Genomic DNA, 18,754 nt, shown 5'->3' with positions numbered 1-18,754 from the left:
CGCCGACTATGCCGCATTCAGCGAGCCGGAGGTTCATCCGCCGCTGAGCGCGCTCAGATCAATTCGGCGGGCTGCGGGTCAGGCTATACCTGCGGCCTGACCGCAATTTTGCTCAACGCCATATCCGACCACCTTCCCGCCTGGCAGCCCCCAGGCCAGCTATTCCGACATTCTCTACGATGCCACCGAAGGCATCGCCCGGATCACCATCGACCGTCCGGAACAGCGCAACACCTTTCGCCCGGAAACGGTCAAGCAGTTGATCGACGCCGTTCACCACGCCCATCACGACAACGCCATCGGTGTCATCATCATGACCGGCGCCGGCACCGAGGCTTTCTGCCCGGGTGGCGACCAGACGGTAAGCGGCGCCGGGCTCACGGCGCCCACCATCGGCATGAAGCGGGCCAGGGAAATCTGGTTGTCGTGCCATCAGTACGATGTAACCGGTAACTCTGCGGCGTTCTTTCCAGCGCCGATCGTGCTGTCGACAATGTCCTCCTCGAATCACGAAACGCGGAGGAGGCCAGGATGGCCAAGGCAGGGGAAGGGTCGCGGGTGCGGCGTAGCGCGAGCGAATGGGAGGCGTTGCTGTCGCGATTTCCGGGCAGCGGTTTGAACGTTGCGACCTTCTGCAAACGCGAAGAGATCAGCGATACCAGCTTCCATCGCTGGCGCACACGTCTGGGCATCGCCCTCGACAGTCAGGACAAGGCCAGCGGCCAGCCGGCCACCTTCGTCGACGTCGGCCCTCTGAGCACAACCACGGCGACGCCCGCTCGTTTCCACCTCACCCTCGACCTCGGCGGCGGCCTGATCCTGCAGCCGGAGCGCCGCTGATGTTTTTCCCTGAAGGCCAAATCCGCGTCCAAGTCTATGGCCAGCCGGTCGACCTGCGCAAATCCTTCGACGGTCTGTACGCGATCACCCGTCATGTCCTCGGTCAGGACCCGCTGAGCGGCCAGCTCTTCGTCTTCTTCAATCGCCGTGGCACTCAGGTGAAGGTGCTCTACTGGGATCGCAGCGGCTTCTGCCTGTGGGCCAAGCGTCTCGAAGAAGGCCGTTTCGTCGCCAACTGGGATAAAGTGCGCACGTGCGAAATCGACTGGACCGGTCTGAAACTGCTCCTCGAAGGGATCGAGCCGGGACGCCGGAAGAAGCGTTATCACGCCTCTGGAGCGCCCATAAAAACGCTTCAAAACAGCGGCTTGTGTTAAAATACACGCATGGATTCAGCACGTTACCAGACGGTTTACAACCTCGAACAAGCCGCGGCATTGTGCCCGCAAGAGGTGCTGGATCTGTGCCAGACGCTGTCTGCTGAAATCACCGCACTGAAGCAACAAATCGACTGGTTCAAGCGCCAGATCTTCGGCCAGAAAAGCGAACGACGCATCGACGTCACGCCGAGCGGCCAACTGAGTCTCGGCGAGTTCCCGACGCCCCCACCAGGTTCTGAGTCACCAGGTCGCCCCGTCGCCGCGCATACCCGTCAGCCGACCAGCAAGCGTCCCAGTGACGAAAGCGTGCCCTTCTTCGACGAGAACCGCGTCCCAGTCGAAGTCGTCGAGCTCACCGCGCCGGAAGTCGAAGGCCTCTCTCCCGAGGACTACGAGGTCATCAGCCACAAGGACAGCTATCGCCTGGCGCAACGGCCGGGTAGCTACGTGGTGATCAAGTATCGCCGGCCGGTAATCAAGCTCAAGAGTAACCAGACACTGGTCTGCGCCAACGCGCCGGCCGGTGTCATTGAGGGCAGCCGGGCCGACGTCAGCTTCGTCGCCGGACTGCTGATTGACAAATTTGCCTACCACCTGCCACTGTATCGCCAGCATCAACGCCGTAACCGGTAACTCTGCGGCGTTCTTTCCAGCGCCGATCGTGCTGTCGACAATGTCCTCCTCGAATCACGAAACGCGGAGGAGGCCAGGATGGCCAAGGCAGGGGAAGGGTCGCGGGTGCGGCGTAGCGCGAGCGAATGGGAGGCGTTGCTGTCGCGATTTCCGGGCAGCGGTTTGAACGTTGCGACCTTCTGCAAACGCGAAGGGATCAGCGATACCAGCTTCCATCGCTGGCGCACACGTCTGGGCATCGCCCTCGACAGTCAGGACAAGGCCAGCGGCCAGCCGGCCACCTTCGTCGACGTCGGCCCTCTGAGCACAACCACGGCGACGCCCGCTCGTTTCCACCTCACCCTCGACCTCGGCGGCGGCCTGATCCTGCAGCTGGAGCGCCGCTGATGTTTTTCCCTGAAGGCCAAATCCGCGTCCAAGTCTATGGCCAGCCGGTCGACCTGCGCAAATCCTTCGACGGTCTGTACGCGATCACCCGTCATGTCCTCGGTCAGGACCCGCTGAGCGGCCAGCTCTTCGTCTTCTTCAATCGCCGTGGCACTCAGGTGAAGGTGCTCTACTGGGATCGCAGCGGCTTCTGCCTGTGGGCCAAGCGTCTCGAAGAAGGCCGTTTCGTCGCCAACTGGGATAAAGTGCGCACGTGCGAAATCGACTGGACCGGTCTGAAACTGCTCCTCGAAGGGATCGAGCCGGGACGCCGGAAGAAGCGTTATCACGCCTCTGGAGCGCCCATAAAAACGCTTCAAAACAGCGGCTTGTGTTAAAATACACGCATGGATTCAGCACGTTACCAGACGGTTTGCAACCTCGAACAAGCCGCGGCATTGTGCCCGCAAGAGGTGCTGGATCTGTGCCAGACGCTGTCTGCTGAAATCACCGCACTGAAGCAACAAATCGACTGGTTCAAGCGCCAGATCTTCGGCCAGAAAAGCGAACGACGCATCGACGTCACGCCGAGCGGCCAACTGAGTCTCGGCGAGTTCCCGACGCCCCCACCAGGTTCTGAGTCACCAGCTTCACCCCATCGCCGCGCATACCCGTCAGCCGACCAGCAAGCGTCCCAGTGACGAAAGCGTGCCCTTCTTCGACGAGAACCGCGTCCCAGTCGAAGTCGTCGAGCTCACCGCGCCGGAAGTCGAAGGCCTCTCTCCCGAGGACTACGAGGTCATCAGCCACAAGGACAGCTATCGCCTGGCGCAACGGCCGGGTAGCTACGTGGTGATCAAGTATCGCCGGCCGGTAATCAAGCTCAAGAGTAACCAGACACTGGTCTGCGCCAACGCGCCGGCCGGTGTCATTGAGGGCAGCCGGGCCGACGTCAGCTTCGTCGCCGGACTGCTGATTGACAAATTTGCCTACCACCTGCCACTGTATCGCCAGCATCAACGCCTGGCCGATGCGGGAATCACCGTCAGCCGGCCGTGGCTGACGCAGATCGGGCAACAGGGCATCACTCTGCTCGAACCGATCTACGAGGCGCAGTTTGCCTCGATCCGCAGCTCGCGCGTCAAGGCGATGGACGAGACGCCGATCAAGGCCGGACAGGGCGCACCCGGCAAGCTGAAAGCGGCGTACTTCTGGCCGGTGTATGGCGAAGGCGACGAAATCTGTTTCCCCTTCTTCGCCAGTCGCGAGTTCAAGCACGTCGAGGCGGCCCTCGGACTGACCGCCGCCGAAGGCGCGGTGCTGTTGTCGGACGGCTATCAGGCCTACAGTCATTACGCGGCGCAGATCGGGATCACGCACGCCCAATGCTGGGCGCACACGCGTCGTAAGTTCTTTGACGCGCAAGACGCGGAACCAGAAGCGGCAGCGCAGGCACTCGCGCTCATTGGGGACCTGTATCAGGTCGAAGAGCGCATCCGCGAGCAAAAGCTCACCGGTGCAAGGAAGCGCGACTATCGTCTGGAGCATGCCAAACCGATCGTCGAGCGTTTCTTCGCCTGGGTTGGCGAACGCTTCGCGGCGCAGGGGCTGTTACCGCGCAATCCGCTGACCAGGGCGCTGGCCTACGCGCGCGATCGACGATGGGGACTGGAGGTCTTCCTCGCCGACCCGGACGTGCCGATCGACACCAATCACCTCGAACGCGCCCTGCGGGTGATTCCCATGGGGCGCCGCTCCTGGCTGTTCTGCTGGACGGAGTTCGGCGCCAGGCAGGTCGGGATCATCCAGAGCCTGATCGTTACCTGTCGGCTGCATCAGATCGACCCCTACGATTATCTCGTCGATGTCCTGCAGCGCGTCGCCGAGCACCCCGCCGACCGCGTCCATGAACTCACGCCACGGGTCTGGAAAGAACTGTTCGCTCAGAACCCGCTGCGCTCGCCTTTGTACGCGTTGCCGAAGTAGGGGCGCTCGACGCCGCGTAGTTGCCGGTTACGACGAAGGTGGCCGGCTGGCCGCTGGCCTTGTCCTGACTGTCGAGGGCGATGCCCAGACGTGTGCGCCAGCGATGGAAGCTGGTATCGCTGATCCCTTCGCGTTTGCAGAAGGTCGCAACGTTCAAACCGCTGCCCGGAAATCGCGACAGCAACGCCTCCCATTCGCTCGCGCTACGCCGCACCCGCGACCCTTCCCCTGCCTTGGCCATCCTGGCCTCCTCCGCGTTTCGTGATTCGAGGAGGACATTGTCGACAGCACGATCGGCGCTGGAAAGAACGCCGCAGAGTTACCGGTTACGGAGCGGCGCCCCATGGGAATCACCCGCAGGGCGCGTTCGAGGTGATTGGTGTCGATCGGCACGTCTGGGTCGGCGAGGAAGACCTCCAGTCCCCATCGTCGATCGCGCGCGTAGGCCAGCACCCTGGTCAGCGGATTGCGCGGTAACAGCCCCTGCGCCGCGAAGCGTTCGCCAACCCAGGCGAAGAAACGCTCGACGATCGGTTTGGCATGCTCCAGACGATAGTCGCGCTTCCTTGCACCGGTGAGCTTTTGCTCGCGGATGCGCTCTTCGACCTGATACAGGTCCCCAATGAGCGCGAGTGCCTGCGCTGCCGCTTCTGGTTCCGCGTCTTGCGCGTCAAAGAACTTACGACGCGTGTGCGCCCAGCATTGGGCGTGCGTGATCCCGATCTGCGCCGCGTAATGACTGTAGGCCTGATAGCCGTCCGACAACAGCACCGCGCCTTCGGCGGCGGTCAGTCCGAGGGCCGCCTCGACGTGCTTGAACTCGCGACTGGCGAAGAAGGGGAAACAGATTTCGTCGCCTTCGCCATACACCGGCCAGAAGTACGCCGCTTTCAGCTTGCCGGGTGCGCCCTGTCCGGCCTTGATCGGCGTCCGTCCATCGCCTTGACGCGCGAGCTGCGGATCGAGGCAAACTGCGCCTCGTAGATCGGTTCGAGCAGAGTGATGCCCTGTTGCCCGATCTGCGTCAGCCACGGCCGGCTGACGGTGATTCCCGCATCGGCCAGGCGTTGATGCTGGCGATACAGTGGCAGGTGGTAGGCAAATTTGTCAATCAGCAGTCCGGCGACGAAGCTGACGTCGGCCCGGCTGCCCTCAATGACACCGGCCGGCGCGTTGGCGCAGACCAGTGTCTGGTTACTCTTGAGCTTGATTACCGGCCGGCGATACTTGATCACCACGTAGCTACCCGGCCGTTGCGCCAGGCGATAGCTGTCCTTGTGGCTGATGACCTCGTAGTCCTCGGGAGAGAGGCCTTCGACTTCCGGCGCGGTGAGCTCGACGACTTCGACTGGGACGCGGTTCTCGTCGAAGAAGGGCACGCTTTCGTCACTGGGACGCTTGCTGGTCGGCTGACGGGTATGCGCGGCGACGGGGCGACCTGGTGACTCAGAACCTGGTGGGGGCGTCGGGAACTCGCCGAGACTCAGTTGGCCGCTCGGCGTGACGTCGATGCGTCGTTCGCTTTTCTGGCCGAAGATCTGGCGCTTGAACCAGTCGATTTGTTGCTTCAGTGCGGTGATTTCAGCAGACAGCGTCTGGCACAGATCCAGCACCTCTTGCGGGCACAATGCCGCGGCTTGTTCGAGGTTGTAAACCGTCTGGTAACGTGCTGAATCCATGCGTGTATTTTAACACAAGCCGCTGTTTTGAAGCGTTTTTATGGGCGCTCCAGAGGCGTGATAACGCTTCTTCCGGCGTCCCGGCTCGATCCCTTCGAGGAGCAGTTTCAGACCGGTCCAGTCGATTTCGCACGTGCGCACTTTATCCCAGTTGGCGACGAAACGGCCTTCTTCGAGACGCTTGGCCCACAGGCAGAAGCCGCTGCGATCCCAGTAGAGCACCTTCACCTGAGTGCCACGGCGATTGAAGAAGACGAAGAGCTGGCCGCTCAGCGGGTCCTGACCGAGGACATGACGGGTGATCGCGTACAGACCGTCGAAGGATTTGCGCAGGTCGACCGGCTGGCCATAGACTTGGACGCGGATTTGGCCTTCAGGGAAAAACATCAGCGGCGCTCCAGCTGCAGGATCAGGCCGCCGCCGAGGTCGAGGGTGAGGTGGAAACGAGCGGGCGTCGCCGTGGTTGTGCTCAGAGGGCCGACGTCGACGAAGGTGGCCGGCTGGCCGCTGGCCTTGTCCTGACTGTCGAGGGCGATGCCCAGACGTGTGCGCCAGCGATGGAAGCTGGTATCGCTGATCTCTTCGCGTTTGCAGAAGGTCGCAACGTTCAAACCGCTGCCCGGAAATCGCGACAGCAACGCCTCCCATTCGCTCGCGCTACGCCGCACCCGCGACCCTTCCCCTGCCTTGGCCATCCTGGCCTCCTCCGCGTTTCGTGATTCGAGGAGGACATTGTCGACAGCACGATCGGCGCTGGAAAGAACGCCGCAGAGTTACCGGTTACACCAATGGCGCATGGGATGAGGCGGACGCCCGGTGCCTTCTCGCGGCCTGCCGGCCAGCGTCGAATTCGGCCCGCGCCCGCGGCAGGCGTCGAGTGCATCATCACCTCCAGCCCGGAGAGCGCCTGCGAGCTGACCGCCTGCGCCCACCTCGCGCCTTCCATCGCCCCGGATTTCTGTCACGGCCTTGCCACAGCCGACTGGCGGGGGAGAGCGACACCGGCGATGCGCCGGCCATCGTCCGCAGCTGGATGTTGCTGCCGCAGACCCCGGGTCTCGGTTTCCCGAATATCCGTGGCCGCTGAATTTTTTCCTGCCGTGGCCGTGCATGAGGACAACTGACACGCAGGGGCCGGAAGACCTCCACCCGCGGTGATCAAGAGGGCGGTTACAAGGTAACCGGCAACTACGCGGCGTCGAGCGCCCCTACTTCGGCAACGCGTACAAAGGCGAGCGCAGCGGGTTCTGAGCGAACAGTTCTTTCCAGACCCGTGGCGTGAGTTCATGGACGCGGTCGGCGGGGTGCTCGGCGACGCGCTGCAGGACATCGACGAGATAATCGTAGGGGTCGATCTGATGCAGCCGACAGGTAACGATCAGGCTCTGGATGATCCCGACCTGCCTGGCGCCGAACTCCGTCCAGCAGAACAGCCAGGAGCGGCGCCCCATGGGAATCACCCGCAGGGCGCGTTCGAGGTGATTGGTGTCGATCGGCACGTCCGGGTCGGCGAGGAAGACCTCCAGTCCCCATCGTCGATCGCGCGCGTAGGCCAGCGCCCTGGTCAGCGGATTGCGCGGTAACAGCCCCTGCGCCGCGAAGCGTTCGCCAACCCAGGCGAAGAAACGCTCGACGATCGGTTTGGCATGCTCCAGACGATAGTCGCGCTTCCTTGCACCGGTGAGCTTTTGCTCGCGGATGCGCTCTTCGACCTGATACAGGTCCCCAATGAGCGCGAGTGCCTGCGCTGCCGCTTCTGGTTCCGCGTCTTGCGCGTCAAAGAACTTACGACGCGTGTGCGCCCAGCATTGGGCGTGCGTGATCCCGATCTGCGCCGCGTAATGACTGTAGGCCTGATAGCCGTCCGACAACAGCACCGCGCCTTCGGCGGCGGTCAGTCCGAGGGCCGCCTCGACGTGCTTGAACTCGCGACTGGCGAAGAAGGGGAAACAGATTTCGTCGCCTTCGCCATACACCGGCCAGAAGTACGCCGCTTTCAGCTTGCCGGGTGCGCCCTGTCCGGCCTTGATCGGCGTCTCGTCCATCGCCTTGACGCGCGAGCTGCGGATCGAGGCAAACTGCGCCTCGTAGATCGGTTCGAGCAGAGTGATGCCCTGTTGCCCGATCTGCGTCAGCCACGGCCGGCTGACGGTGATTCCCGCATCGGCCAGGCGTTGATGCTGGCGATACAGTGGCAGGTGGTAGGCAAATTTGTCAATCAGCAGTCCGGCGACGAAGCTGACGTCGGCCCGGCTGCCCTCAATGACACCGGCCGGCGCGTTGGCGCAGACCAGTGTCTGGTTACTCTTGAGCTTGATTACCGGCCGGCGATACTTGATCACCACGTAGCTACCCGGCCGTTGCGCCAGGCGATAGCTGTCCTTGTGGCTGATGACCTCGTAGTCCTCGGGAGAGAGGCCTTCGACTTCCGGCGCGGTGAGCTCGACGACTTCGACTGGGACGCGGTTCTCGTCGAAGAAGGGCACGCTTTCGTCACTGGGACGCTTGCTGGTCGGCTGACGGGTATGCGCGGCGACGGGGCGACCTGGTGACTCAGAACCTGGTGGGGGCGTCGGGAACTCGCCGAGACTCAGTTGGCCGCTCGGCGTGACGTCGATGCGTCGTTCGCTTTTCTGGCCGAAGATCTGGCGCTTGAACCAGTCGATTTGTTGCTTCAGTGCGGTGATTTCAGCAGACAGCGTCTGGCACAGATCCAGCACCTCTTGCGGGCACAATGCCGCGGCTTGTTCGAGGTTGCAAACCGTCTGGTAACGTGCTGAATCCATGCGTGTATTTTAACACAAGCCGCTGTTTTGAAGCGTTTTTATGGGCGCTCCAGAGGCGTGATAACGCTTCTTCCGGCGTCCCGGCTCGATCCCTTCGAGGAGCAGTTTCAGACCGGTCCAGTCGATTTCGCACGTGCGCACTTTATCCCAGTTGGCGACGAAACGGCCTTCTTCGAGACGCTTGGCCCACAGGCAGAAGCCGCTGCGATCCCAGTAGAGCACCTTCACCTGAGTGCCACGGCGATTGAAGAAGACGAAGAGCTGGCCGCTCAGCGGGTCCTGACCGAGGACATGACGGGTGATCGCGTACAGACCGTCGAAGGATTTGCGCAGGTCGACCGGCTGGCCATAGACTTGGACGCGGATTTGGCCTTCAGGGAAAAACATCAGCGGCGCTCCAGCTGCAGGATCAGGCCGCCGCCGAGGTCGAGGGTGAGGTGGAAACGAGCGGGCGTCGCCGTGGTTGTGCTCAGAGGGCCGACGTCGACGAAGGTGGCCGGCTGGCCGCTGGCCTTGTCCTGACTGTCGAGGGCGATGCCCAGACGTGTGCGCCAGCGATGGAAGCTGGTATCGCTGATCCCTTCGCGTTTGCAGAAGGTCGCAACGTTCAAACCGCTGCCCGGAAATCGCGACAGCAACGCCTCCCATTCGCTCGCGCTACGCCGCACCCGCGACCCTTCCCCTGCCTTGGCCATCCTGGCCTCCTCCGCGTTTCGTGATTCGAGGAGGACATTGTCGACAGCACGATCGGCGCTGGAAAGAACGCCGCAGAGTTACCGGTTACGTTACAAGTCCTTACCACTGGTTACAGCTCCCGGCTCTCGCCTCGTTTAATATCCGAAAATCTCTATGAGGAACGATGCAATGAACCGAGCCAGATTTCTCGCTACCGCTCTCGCCACTGCGGCGATATCGCTGAGCGCTTGCGTCGTCGCGCCCGTCGGCCGGCCGGTGTACGTCGAGCCGGTCATGATGGCGCCGCCGCCCCCGCGCGTCGAGTATCTCGGCCCTCCACCGACGGTCGGGTATGTCTGGATTTCCGGTGCCTGGCACTGGCGCGGCAGTCGCTATGAGTGGGGTCCAGGCTATTGGGCGCCGCCGCGTCACGGGCAAAAATGGGTTCCGTACCGTTGGGAGCGGGACGGGCAGCACTGGCAGCAGCATGGCGGCTACTGGGATCGGCACTGAGCCGATGCGCACCTACCTGCTCGCTTTCCTGCTTGTTCTCCAGTGCACCGGCTGTGCGGTGGTTGCCGTGGCTGACGCGGCGGTAACGGTGGTTGCGACAACCGTCAAGGTGGGTACGACGGTCGTCGGGACGACGGTCGACGTCGCCGCGGCGGGGGTCAGCGCGGTAGTTGGAAGTTCTGACGAAAAGAAGCAGTGAATCCGAATCGTTCTTCAGCCGACGCATTCGCCAGGATGCCAAGCAGATCGCCAGCCAGGGCGCTCAACCGACATCAGCGCTTTGGGCAATCTGGGTACATACTGGCGTCGCACCCAAAGGAAGCAATCATGCGCAAATTTGTTGTCCCATTCATCGCGGCGATGGCTCTGGTGGCGCTCCCGGCCCATGCCGACCGCGGATATTACGGCCGTGGCGGCAACGGATATCACGGCGGTTCCGGCTATCATGGCGGAGGCAGTGTCTCGCCGTGGGCTGGCCTGGCAATTTTCGGTGCCCTTGCCGGCCTGGCGATCATGGCCGAGAGCAGCAGGCCTGCGTATGTCGATCCGTACAATGCCGGGCCGGCCTATGCGCCACAAGAGGTCTATATCGACGGTCCGCCTGAAGCCGGAGCGCCTCTGACCGATCCCGCCAGCGCCTGGTACTATTGTGGGTCGAGCGCCATGTACTACCCTTACACCAAGACGTGTCCCGAGGGCTGGCAAGCAGTTCCCGCTCACCCGTATTGAGCGACCGCGCTGCCTACCCTGAATGCACTGTCGTCAGCACCGGCCCATGAAAAATCTGCTTATCGTCTATCACTCGATGACCGGCGGCACCTTGCAGATGGCGCAGGCGGCCATGGAGGGAGCGGTGGCTGAGCCTGCGCTCAGCACACGCCTGCTCCACGCCCCCGATGCCGGTCCGGACGATGTTCTGGAAGCCGACGGCTACATCTTCGCGACGCCGGAGAACCTCGGTTCGATTTCCGGCCTGCTCAAGGATTTTTTTGACCGGACCTACTATGCCGCCCTCGACCGGGTGAATGGGCGGCCTTATGCGACTCTGATCTGTGCCGGTAGCGATGGCAGCGGCGCCGCACGGCAGATCGCCCGCATTGCAACCGGCTGGCGCCTGAAGCCCGTCGCCGAACCCCTGATCGTTTGTACCCACGCGCAAACCCCGGAGGCGATCCTGCAACCCAAAATCATCGCCGCCCCGCAACTCGCACTGTGCGCCGAACTCGGCGCCGCATTGGCGACCGGGATCGCGCTTGGGGTGTTCTAGTGGCCTGCTTCGCAATTAACGCGACGGGTAACTTACTGAATTGCTGTTTTTTTTGGCGGGGCCGGTGAGATTCGAACTCACGGTGGGTTTCCCCACGCCGGTTTTCAAGACCGGTGCATTCAACCGCTCTGCCACAGCCCCAGCGTGCCTGAATCATAGCATGCCATCGATCAATATTACCCGACCCTCGCAGTCAACAATGTATTGAAACTTTTGGGCGGCTCAATTAGTCTTAGCGCTGGTATCAATCTATAGAAAGCGAGATTCTGCATGCAAACTGACTTCCAAGTCGCCAGTCGAGGCTCCCCGGAACTTGCCCTCCAGCAAAACCGAGTTCTACGCAATACCTACATGCTGCTCGGTTTGTCGATGGTGCCGACGGTTATCGGCGCCCTGGTCGGCATCCAGATGCAGTTCAGCTTCCTGGCGGGTAGCCCGCTCCTCGCCTTCATGCTGTTCCTTGGCATCGCCTGGGGCTTCATGTGGGGCATCGAGAGGAACAAGGACAGCGGCCTCGGCATTGCCCTGCTGCTCGGCTTTACCTTCTTCATGGGTCTGATGCTGTCGCGCATCCTACAGGTCGCCCTTGGGTTTTCGAACGGAGGTTCGATGATCGCGCTGGCCGCGGGTGGAACCGGTGCCATCTTCGTGACGATGGCGACAATCGCGTCGGTCAGCAAGCGTGACTTCAGCGGGATGGGCAAATTCCTGTTCGTCGGGATGATCGTTGTCCTGCTGGCGGCGGTTGCCAACATCTTCTTCCAGATTCCGGTACTGTCGCTGACCATCGCTGCCGTTGTCGTGGTCCTGTTTTCCGCCTACATCCTCCACGACATCAGCCGTATCGTCCAGGGTGGCGAAACCAATTACATCTCGGCGACTCTGGCGGTCTACCTTGACGTTTACAACGTTTTCGTCAGTCTGTTGCAATTGATCATGGCCTTTACCGGCGACCGCGACTGAACATCGCGTCTCCAGCGAAGGGGCGGCTGTAGCCGCCCTTTTTCATGTCCTCTCAAAGTAACCGGTAACTCTGCGGCGTTCTTTCCAGCGCCGATCGTGCTGTCGACAATGTCCTCCTCGAATCACGAAACGCGGAGGAGGCCAGGATGGCCAAGGCAGGGGAAGGGTCGCGGGTGCGGCGTAGCGCGAGCGAATGGGAGGCGTTGCTGTCGCGATTTCCGGGCAGCGGTTTGAACGTTGCGACCTTCTGCAAACGCGAAGAGATCAGCGATACCAGCTTCCATCGCTGGCGCACACGTCTGGGCATCGCCCTCGACAGTCAGGACAAGGCCAGCGGCCAGCCGGCCACCTTCGTCGACGTCGGCCCTCTGAGCACAACCACGGCGACGCCCGCTCGTTTCCACCTCACCCTCGACCTCGGCGGCGGCCTGATCCTGCAGCCGGAGCGCCGCTGATGTTTTTCCCTGAAGGCCAAATCCGCGTCCAAGTCTATGGCCAGCCGGTCGACCTGCGCAAATCCTTCGACGGTCTGTACGCGATCACCCGTCATGTCCTCGGTCAGGACCCGCTGAGCGGCCAGCTCTTCGTCTTCTTCAATCGCCGTGGCACTCAGGTGAAGGTGCTCTACTGGGATCGCAGCGGCTTCTGCCTGTGGGCCAAGCGTCTCGAAGAAGGCCGTTTCGTCGCCAACTGGGATAAAGTGCGCACGTGCGAAATCGACTGGACCGGTCTGAAACTGCTCCTCGAAGGGATCGAGCCGGGACGCCGGAAGAAGCGTTATCACGCCTCTGGAGCGCCCATAAAAACGCTTCAAAACAGCGGCTTGTGTTAAAATACACGCATGGATTCAGCACGTTACCAGACGGTTTACAACCTCGAACAAGCCGCGGCATTGTGCCCGCAAGAGGTGCTGGATCTGTGCCAGACGCTGTCTGCTGAAATCACCGCACTGAAGCAACAAATCGACTGGTTCAAGCGCCAGATCTTCGGCCAGAAAAGCGAACGACGCATCGACGTCACGCCGAGCGGCCAACTGAGTCTCGGCGAGTTCCCGACGCCCCCACCAGGTTCTGAGTCACCAGGTCGCCCCGTCGCCGCGCATACCCGTCAGCCGACCAGCAAGCGTCCCAGTGACGAAAGCGTGCCCTTCTTCGACGAGAACCGCGTCCCAGTCGAAGTCGTCGAGCTCACCGCGCCGGAAGTCGAAGGCCTCTCTCCCGAGGACTACGAGGTCATCAGCCACAAGGACAGCTATCGCCTGGCGCAACGGCCGGGTAGCTACGTGGTGATCAAGTATCGCCGGCCGGTAATCAAGCTCAAGAGTAACCAGACACTGGTCTGCGCCAACGCGCCGGCCGGTGTCATTGAGGGCAGCCGGGCCGACGTCAGCTTCGTCGCCGGACTGCTGATTGACAAATTTGCCTACCACCTGCCACTGTATCGCCAGCATCAACGCCTGGCCGATGCGGGAATCACCGTCAGCCGGCCGTGGCTGACGCAGATCGGGCAACAGGGCATCACTCTGCTCGAACCGATCTACGAGGCGCAGTTTGCCTCGATCCGCAGCTCGCGCGTCAAGGCGATGGACGAGACGCCGATCAAGGCCGGACAGGGCGCACCCGGCAAGCTGAAAGCGGCGTACTTCTGGCCGGTGTATGGCGAAGGCGACGAAATCTGTTTCCCCTTCTTCGCCAGTCGCGAGTTCAAGCACGTCGAGGCGGCCCTCGGACTGACCGCCGCCGAAGGCGCGGTGCTGTTGTCGGACGGCTATCAGGCCTACAGTCATTACGCGGCGCAGATCGGGATCACGCACGCCCAATGCTGGGCGCACACGCGTCGTAAGTTCTTTGACGCGCAAGACGCGGAACCAGAAGCGGCAGCGCAGGCACTCGCGCTCATTGGGGACCTGTATCAGGTCGAAGAGCGCATCCGCGAGCAAAAGCTCACCGGTGCAAGGAAGCGCGACTATCGTCTGGAGCATGCCAAACCGATCGTCGAGCGTTTCTTCGCCTGGGTTGGCGAACGCTTCGCGGCGCAGGGGCTGTTACCGCGCAATCCGCTGACCAGGGCGCTGGCCTACGCGCGCGATCGACGATGGGGACTGGAGGTCTTCCTCGCCGACCCGGACATGCCGATCGACACCAATCACCTCGAACGCGCCCTGCGGGTGATTCCCATGGGGCGCCGCTCCTGGCTGTTCTGCTGGACGGAGTTCGGCGCCAGGCAGGTCGGGATCATCCAGAGCCTGATCGTTACCTGTCGGCTGCATCAGATCGACCCCTACGATTATCTCGTCGATGTCCTGCAGCGCGTCGCCGAGCACCCCGCCGACCGCGTCCATGAACTCACGCCACGGGTCTGGAAAGAACTGTTCGCTCAGAACCCGCTGCGCTCGCCTTTGTACGCGTTGCCGAAGTAGGGGCGCTCGACGCCGCGTAGTTGCCGGTTACCTCTCAAAAACCGCAACCGACTCGACATGTCCGGTGTGGGGGAACATATTTACGACCCCGGCGGCCTTGAAGGAATAACCCTTAGCCTGAACCAGTTCCGCAGCGTCCCGCGCCAGCGTTGCCGGATTGCATGAGACATAGACGATGCGCCGCGGGCCATCTGCCGGGAGCGCCTTGACCACCTCGATCGCACCCTCGCGCGGCGGGTCGATCAGCATCTTGTCGAAGTGCCCAAGTCTCTCCAGCGATTCCTGCGTGCATTCGAACAAGTTCGCGACGGCGAACTCGGCACGATCGGCCAGCCCGTTGGCGACCGCACCCGCACACCCACGTTCGACCAGCGCCTGGCTGCCTTCCACCCCAAGCACCGAGGCTCCCGAACAGGCAATCGGCAGCGTGAAATTGCCCAGTCCGCAGAACAGATCAGCGATCCGCTCACCCGGCTGCGGATCGAGCAGGCGCAGGGCCCGGCGCACCAGAACACGGTTGGCCGCGGGGTTGACTTGGGTAAAGTCGGTCGGCCGGAATTCGAATTCCAGGCCATATTCCGGCAGCAGATAAGATAGACGCGGGCCGGGAACGGGATAGAAGCGATACACCGTATCCGGGCCTTTGGGCTGCAGGTAGAACACGACACCATGATGCCGGTCGGCAAACGCTCTCAGGAATTCCTCATCGTTCACGGTCAATGGCTCAAGGATGCGCAGGACCAGCGCGGTACACTCCTCGCCAACGGCAACCTCGATTTGCGGCAAGCGCTCGGAAACCGAGAGGGCGGCAACCAGTTCCCGCAGCGGCAGCAACAGATCCGAGACATGCGGCGGCAGCACGGCACAGGAGCGCATGTCGGCTATGTAGCTGCTGCGGCGCTCGTGGAAGCCGACCAGCACGCCTCCCTTCTTGGGCACATTGCGCACGCCGAGACGGGCGCGGTGACGATAACCCCACGGTGCGCCATGAATCGGGGACAGGATCTGACCCGCCCGAACATGGCCGATGTCCTCGAGGCTGTCCTCGAGAACGCGCTGCTTCGCGGCGACCTGCGCCGAGAACTCGAGGTGCTGCATGGCGCATCCGCCGCAGATTCCGAAGTATTCACAGCGCGGCTTGACTCTGGAAGGCGAACTGGAGAGTACGCTGACCAGGTGCGCAATCTCATAACCCGGCTTTCTCCGGAAACTTGCATATTCTACGATCTCACCGGGAAGGGCGCCGTCGACGAAAATCGTCTTATCCTCCTGGCAAGCGATTCCACGGGCCTCGTTGTCGAGGGATTCGATGACACCAATCGGCATGAGTGGCTCCGGATAAAGCATAAATTCTACCAATGGTCTAAACTTCGAACCATGTCTCGCGAACTAATTACTTCCTGGAACGACTACCAGACGGCGATCGATCGCATTCTGGCTCTCGCCTGCAAACAGGTGTGGATCTATGACGAAGACCTCGGCATGCTGCGCCTCGAGGCTTCGGAGCGCATGGAAGCGCTCAAAATACCGCTCGCTTTGCACCACCCGGATTGCCTGCGCATCGCCTTGCGCGACACCGAACCACTACAGCAGCGACAACCGCTGACACAGCGCTTGTTGACCACATATAGCCACAATAGCGCGGCGCAGCAGACACCTGAACAACTCAGCCACCTCCGCGATTCGATGATACTGGTCGACGATGCCCATGCGCTGATCCGCTTCGACCAGAATCAGCCGCGCGGCAAACTGCTGATCGACGAACTGGATGAGGTCATGCCCTACCTCCGGCGCTTTGCCGAAATCTGGGCCGCGGGCGGGACGCCGGTCACCGCGACAACGCTAGGCCTGTAAGGCAGAAGCGAAAGGAGTAACGCAGCATTTCATACTCGATTTGAAAAGTTGATATAATCACCGGCGATTGGTTCAAGAGGCCATCATTATTTGCCGTATTTTTTCTTCTTGTCGATAAGGAAATCACCATGAATAAGTCTATTCTCGTTGCTGTTCTGCTTGCTGTTGCCCTAACTGCCTGTGGCAAGAAGGAAGAGCCGAAAGCTGCCGCTCCGGCGCCCGCTCCCGCCGCCGCTCCGGCTCCGGCTGCTGCTCCGCAAGCTGGCATGGCCGCTCCGCAAGCCGGCATGGAAGCCGCCAAGCCTGCTGAACATGCTGGCATGGCCGGCGCTGCTGCTCCTCAAGCCGGCATGGCTGGCAAGGAAAGCACTGCTATCGAAGCGGCCAAGCAAGCTGGCATGGAAGCCGCCAAGCAAGCCGGTATGGAAGCCAAGAAGTAATTCTTCGGATTTCGGCAAAAGCGGGGCTGCGGCTCCGCTTTTTTGTTGACCGTCAAGCCAGCTGGCACCAGTCGAAACCCGCTTCCTGACAGGCCACGCTGACCCGCCCGGCAGCATCGCCGAGTACCGTCGCGAGGGCGCCGATTGCCAGCGAAGGATGGTTGTTGCGTTCGCTCAGATGCGCCGCAACCACGTGCTGCAACCTGCTGCAGTCGATCTCGCGCAACAGTCCCGCCGCCGCACCATTCTCCAGATGACCGAGACGGCCGGCTATCCGGCGCCGTAATGACGGCGGATAGTTCGATGCAGCCAGCAGTGCCGCGTCGTGATTGCATTCGAGGATCAGCCCATCGACTCCCGACAAGATGTCACGCATGTGCTGGGTGACGCCACCAGCGTCGGTCAGCAGCCCCAGCCGCCGGACACCGTCGGAGAACACGTACTGAACCGGTTCCCTGGCGTCGTGCGGAACGGGAAAGGGCTGGATTTGCAGCGCTTCGACCACAAACGCCACATGGCTGTCGATGATTCGGACATCAACACCGTCGGCTGCGGATACGCACGCCGCGAGGGTTCCGTGAGTCAACCAGACAGGCAGGCGATGGCGGCGGGCAAAAGGAAATACGCCGCCGATATGGTCACCATGCTCGTGGGTGATCAGAATCCCGCTCAGGTCCGCCGGATCACGCCGAAGGCGCGCGAGACGCCTCAACGTCTCGCGCTGCCCGAAACCGCAATCGACCATCAGGCAGGTTGCACCGCTTTCGACCAGCAGCGCATTGCCTGCGCTGCCGCTCCCGAGCGACGCAAAGCGGATCACTGCAACTGCTGATAGAGCAGGCTCAGGATCCTTTTCGCGGTTTCCGACTTGTCGGTACCGCCCTCGCTGGAGAGAACCTGAACAACACTGTTCTCTCCCGACTCGCTGACATGGATGCGGTACTGCGGCTTGCCGCTGCCCGCCGGTTCGGAACTCTTCCAGAAGCTCAGCTTGTCGAGCCAGCCCGTACCCTTCTTGAGGTTGGCATCCGGATCCACGTAGCGAACGTAATAAAGCCCCTTGGAACGGTCCCGGTCCTCTACCGTGAATCCGACGCGGTCCAAAGCCAGACCAACCCGGCGCCAGGCGCGGTCAAACCTTTCGTAGACCTCCAGGCTTCCGCTCCCTTCGTTGTTGCTGGCCAGCCTGGCGCGCGGCTCCGCCTTGGCCGCCGCGACACTGGCCTCGGCGCGCTTGTTTTCCGCTCCAAGGCTGACCATCAGGCGCCGCAGCATCTCCGCCTCGAGTTCCGGATTCGCCGGGCGCGGTTGCCAGCGGGTCTCATCCTTGGAGGTTGAGGTATAGACCTCCTCCATGCCACGATGGCTGACGAAAATATCGGTGGTTCCTGGCTCCGCGCCGAGTTCGAAGCGGGTCCGGAACTTGTCGCGCTCACCAGTCGAATAGAGGGAGTCCAAGAATTTTCCAAGTGTGCCACGGATGATGTCGTCGTCGATCTTGGCGCGGTCCTCGGCCCAATCGGTCTCCATCACCCCGGCATCGGGCCGTTCTATGGCGATGATGAAACCGTTCTCCTGCCAGAAATCCTTGACCCGACCCCACAGTTGGTCCGCGGGTGCAGCCACCACCAGCCAGCGCTGGTTACCCGAGCGCTCGACCCGGACCTTCTCCACCTCGGGCAGAACGACGGAATTTTTTGCCTGGGCCCCCGGCGTGCGGTCGGCGGTGTAGGCCGAGAAGGTAGCACTGCCCTTGCCTGCCGCATCGGGAACGGCATAGCGATCGTCGCGTGTCACCTGCGTGAGATCTGGCGGAACCTCGAGCGACGGAACCTTGCCCGCGGACTTATACTCGATCTTTTTCGAATCCGGAACGACGCTGCATCCGGCGACGGCAATGGCCAGAAGCGTCATTACAGGTACAGACCACGAAAGTCGATGATTCATGTTCAC

General features: G+C 62.1%; 28 protein-coding genes, 1 tRNA gene and 1 pseudogene. 18 read left to right on the top strand and 12 right to left on the bottom strand.

The window, feature by feature from the left end:
* The first annotated feature begins 169 nt into the window (after nt 1–169).
* From IPP03_20380 to IPP03_20350, 7 genes and pseudogenes are all read left to right on the top strand, one after another.
* Nucleotides 170–619, top strand: coding sequence for an enoyl-CoA hydratase/isomerase family protein (locus IPP03_20380; GenBank protein ID MBL0354879.1), 450 nt, complete (start codon nt 170–172; stop codon nt 617–619).
* Nucleotides 532–840, top strand: coding sequence for an IS66 family insertion sequence element accessory protein TnpB (locus tag IPP03_20375; protein ID MBL0354878.1), 309 nt, complete (start codon nt 532–534; stop codon nt 838–840). Before IPP03_20380 ends, IPP03_20375 begins: the two co-directional genes overlap by 88 nt.
* A complete protein-coding gene (tnpB, locus tag IPP03_20370; protein MBL0354877.1) occupies nt 840–1,217 on the top strand; it encodes an IS66 family insertion sequence element accessory protein TnpB in 378 nt (125 codons plus the stop codon). Before IPP03_20375 ends, tnpB (IPP03_20370) begins: the two co-directional genes overlap by 1 nt.
* A gap of 9 nt (nt 1,218–1,226) precedes the next feature.
* Nucleotides 1,227–1,853 (top strand): hypothetical protein, encoded by a 627-nt coding sequence (locus IPP03_20365; GenBank protein ID MBL0354876.1) that lies wholly within the window; start codon nt 1,227–1,229, stop codon nt 1,851–1,853.
* 78 nt (nt 1,854–1,931) lie between these two features.
* Nucleotides 1,932–2,240, top strand: a complete 309-nt coding sequence (locus IPP03_20360) for an IS66 family insertion sequence element accessory protein TnpB (protein MBL0354875.1) — start codon at nt 1,932–1,934, stop codon at nt 2,238–2,240.
* On the top strand, nt 2,240–2,617 hold the full coding sequence (tnpB, locus tag IPP03_20355) for an IS66 family insertion sequence element accessory protein TnpB (protein ID MBL0354874.1): 378 nt from the start codon (nt 2,240–2,242) through the stop codon (nt 2,615–2,617). The genes IPP03_20360 and tnpB (IPP03_20355) overlap by 1 nt, the downstream gene beginning before the upstream one ends.
* A gap of 9 nt (nt 2,618–2,626) precedes the next feature.
* Nucleotides 2,627–4,205 (top strand): annotated as a pseudogene (locus IPP03_20350) (IS66 family transposase).
* Here IPP03_20350 and IPP03_20345 read toward each other — a convergent pair.
* The 5 genes from IPP03_20345 to IPP03_20325 are packed head-to-tail and all read right to left on the bottom strand — an operon-like array spanning nt 4,132 to nt 6,579.
* A complete protein-coding gene (locus IPP03_20345) occupies nt 4,132–4,446 on the bottom strand; it encodes an IS66 family insertion sequence element accessory protein TnpB (GenBank protein MBL0354873.1) in 315 nt (104 codons plus the stop codon). The pseudogene IPP03_20350 and the gene IPP03_20345 overlap by 74 nt on opposite strands.
* Nucleotides 4,359–5,075, bottom strand: coding sequence for a transposase (locus tag IPP03_20340; protein MBL0354872.1), 717 nt, complete (start codon nt 5,073–5,075; stop codon nt 4,359–4,361). The genes IPP03_20345 and IPP03_20340 overlap by 88 nt, the downstream gene beginning before the upstream one ends.
* Nucleotides 5,076–5,095: 20 nt before the next feature.
* Complete coding sequence (locus IPP03_20335; protein MBL0354871.1) at nt 5,096–5,884, bottom strand: transposase; 789 nt, start codon at nt 5,882–5,884, stop codon at nt 5,096–5,098.
* Between the two features lie 9 nt (nt 5,885–5,893).
* On the bottom strand, nt 5,894–6,271 hold the full coding sequence (tnpB, locus tag IPP03_20330) for an IS66 family insertion sequence element accessory protein TnpB (GenBank protein MBL0354870.1): 378 nt from the start codon (nt 6,269–6,271) through the stop codon (nt 5,894–5,896).
* Nucleotides 6,271–6,579, bottom strand: a complete 309-nt coding sequence (locus IPP03_20325) for an IS66 family insertion sequence element accessory protein TnpB (protein MBL0354869.1) — start codon at nt 6,577–6,579, stop codon at nt 6,271–6,273. Before IPP03_20325 ends, tnpB (IPP03_20330) begins: the two co-directional genes overlap by 1 nt.
* 182 nt (nt 6,580–6,761) lie before the next feature.
* On the opposite strand from IPP03_20325, the gene IPP03_20320 reads away from it, so the two are divergent.
* Nucleotides 6,762–6,971: a hypothetical protein gene (locus tag IPP03_20320; GenBank protein MBL0354868.1), complete on the top strand. Its 210-nt coding sequence runs from the start codon at nt 6,762–6,764 to the stop codon at nt 6,969–6,971.
* 121 nt (nt 6,972–7,092) lie between these two features.
* Here the strand turns inward: IPP03_20320 and IPP03_20315 are convergent, their stop codons facing one another.
* The 3 genes from IPP03_20315 to IPP03_20305 are packed head-to-tail and all read right to left on the bottom strand — an operon-like array spanning nt 7,093 to nt 9,365.
* A complete protein-coding gene (locus IPP03_20315; protein MBL0354867.1) occupies nt 7,093–8,670 on the bottom strand; it encodes an IS66 family transposase in 1,578 nt (525 codons plus the stop codon).
* 9 nt (nt 8,671–8,679) lie between these two features.
* Complete coding sequence (gene tnpB / locus IPP03_20310; protein MBL0354866.1) at nt 8,680–9,057, bottom strand: IS66 family insertion sequence element accessory protein TnpB; 378 nt, start codon at nt 9,055–9,057, stop codon at nt 8,680–8,682.
* Nucleotides 9,057–9,365: an IS66 family insertion sequence element accessory protein TnpB gene (locus tag IPP03_20305; GenBank protein MBL0354865.1), complete on the bottom strand. Its 309-nt coding sequence runs from the start codon at nt 9,363–9,365 to the stop codon at nt 9,057–9,059. Before IPP03_20305 ends, tnpB (IPP03_20310) begins: the two co-directional genes overlap by 1 nt.
* A 154-nt stretch (nt 9,366–9,519) precedes the next feature.
* On the opposite strand from IPP03_20305, the gene IPP03_20300 reads away from it, so the two are divergent.
* From IPP03_20300 to IPP03_20285, 4 genes are all read left to right on the top strand, one after another.
* Nucleotides 9,520–9,858 (top strand): YXWGXW repeat-containing protein, encoded by a 339-nt coding sequence (locus IPP03_20300; protein MBL0354864.1) that lies wholly within the window; start codon nt 9,520–9,522, stop codon nt 9,856–9,858.
* Nucleotides 9,833–10,057 (top strand): hypothetical protein, encoded by a 225-nt coding sequence (locus IPP03_20295; protein ID MBL0354863.1) that lies wholly within the window; start codon nt 9,833–9,835, stop codon nt 10,055–10,057. The genes IPP03_20300 and IPP03_20295 overlap by 26 nt, the downstream gene beginning before the upstream one ends.
* Before the next feature lie 128 nt (nt 10,058–10,185).
* Complete coding sequence (locus IPP03_20290; protein ID MBL0354862.1) at nt 10,186–10,587, top strand: hypothetical protein; 402 nt, start codon at nt 10,186–10,188, stop codon at nt 10,585–10,587.
* 46 nt (nt 10,588–10,633) lie between these two features.
* On the top strand, nt 10,634–11,125 hold the full coding sequence (locus IPP03_20285; GenBank protein ID MBL0354861.1) for a flavodoxin family protein: 492 nt from the start codon (nt 10,634–10,636) through the stop codon (nt 11,123–11,125).
* Between the two features lie 53 nt (nt 11,126–11,178).
* Here IPP03_20285 and IPP03_20280 read toward each other — a convergent pair.
* Nucleotides 11,179–11,266, bottom strand: a tRNA-Ser gene (locus IPP03_20280).
* Between the two features lie 129 nt (nt 11,267–11,395).
* Here IPP03_20280 and IPP03_20275 point away from each other — a divergent pair.
* The 4 genes from IPP03_20275 to IPP03_20260 all read left to right on the top strand — a co-directional run bounded on the left by IPP03_20275 (nt 11,396) and on the right by IPP03_20260 (nt 14,507).
* The gene (locus IPP03_20275) at nt 11,396–12,088 is read left to right on the top strand and encodes a Bax inhibitor-1/YccA family protein (GenBank protein MBL0354860.1); all 693 of its coding nucleotides are present in this window, start codon (nt 11,396–11,398) and stop codon (nt 12,086–12,088) included.
* A gap of 146 nt (nt 12,089–12,234) precedes the next feature.
* Nucleotides 12,235–12,543: an IS66 family insertion sequence element accessory protein TnpB gene (locus tag IPP03_20270; GenBank protein MBL0354859.1), complete on the top strand. Its 309-nt coding sequence runs from the start codon at nt 12,235–12,237 to the stop codon at nt 12,541–12,543.
* Nucleotides 12,543–12,920: an IS66 family insertion sequence element accessory protein TnpB gene (gene tnpB, locus IPP03_20265; GenBank protein ID MBL0354858.1), complete on the top strand. Its 378-nt coding sequence runs from the start codon at nt 12,543–12,545 to the stop codon at nt 12,918–12,920. Before IPP03_20270 ends, tnpB (IPP03_20265) begins: the two co-directional genes overlap by 1 nt.
* A 9-nt stretch (nt 12,921–12,929) precedes the next feature.
* Entirely contained in the window at nt 12,930–14,507 is a 1,578-nt protein-coding gene (locus tag IPP03_20260; GenBank protein ID MBL0354857.1) for an IS66 family transposase, read from the top strand.
* Nucleotides 14,508–14,534: 27 nt separating this feature from the next.
* Here IPP03_20260 and rlmD read toward each other — a convergent pair whose 3' ends face one another.
* Nucleotides 14,535–15,833 carry a 23S rRNA (uracil(1939)-C(5))-methyltransferase RlmD gene (rlmD, locus tag IPP03_20255; GenBank protein MBL0354856.1) on the bottom strand — a complete coding sequence of 433 codons (1,299 nt, stop codon included), beginning with the start codon at nt 15,831–15,833 and terminating at the stop codon, nt 14,535–14,537.
* A gap of 51 nt (nt 15,834–15,884) precedes the next feature.
* On the opposite strand from rlmD, the gene IPP03_20250 reads away from it, so the two are divergent.
* Complete coding sequence (locus IPP03_20250; GenBank protein ID MBL0354855.1) at nt 15,885–16,361, top strand: hypothetical protein; 477 nt, start codon at nt 15,885–15,887, stop codon at nt 16,359–16,361.
* 128 nt (nt 16,362–16,489) lie between these two features.
* Complete coding sequence (locus IPP03_20245) at nt 16,490–16,801, top strand: hypothetical protein (GenBank protein ID MBL0354854.1); 312 nt, start codon at nt 16,490–16,492, stop codon at nt 16,799–16,801.
* Nucleotides 16,802–16,853: 52 nt separating this feature from the next.
* Here the strand turns inward: IPP03_20245 and IPP03_20240 are convergent, their stop codons facing one another.
* A complete protein-coding gene (locus IPP03_20240; GenBank protein ID MBL0354853.1) occupies nt 16,854–17,618 on the bottom strand; it encodes an MBL fold metallo-hydrolase in 765 nt (254 codons plus the stop codon).
* Nucleotides 17,618–18,748, bottom strand: coding sequence for an outer membrane protein assembly factor BamC (gene bamC, locus IPP03_20235; GenBank protein MBL0354852.1), 1,131 nt, complete (start codon nt 18,746–18,748; stop codon nt 17,618–17,620). Before bamC ends, IPP03_20240 begins: the two co-directional genes overlap by 1 nt.
* Between the last annotated feature and the right edge of the window lie 6 nt (nt 18,749–18,754).

It is taken from the genome of Candidatus Dechloromonas phosphoritropha (genome assembly GCA_016722705.1).
In the GTDB taxonomy this organism is placed as follows: Bacteria; Pseudomonadota; Gammaproteobacteria; order Burkholderiales; family Rhodocyclaceae; genus Azonexus; species Azonexus phosphoritrophus.
The sequence above is the reverse complement of the archived record's forward strand: the minus strand, read 5'-3'. Positions and strand labels throughout refer to the sequence as shown.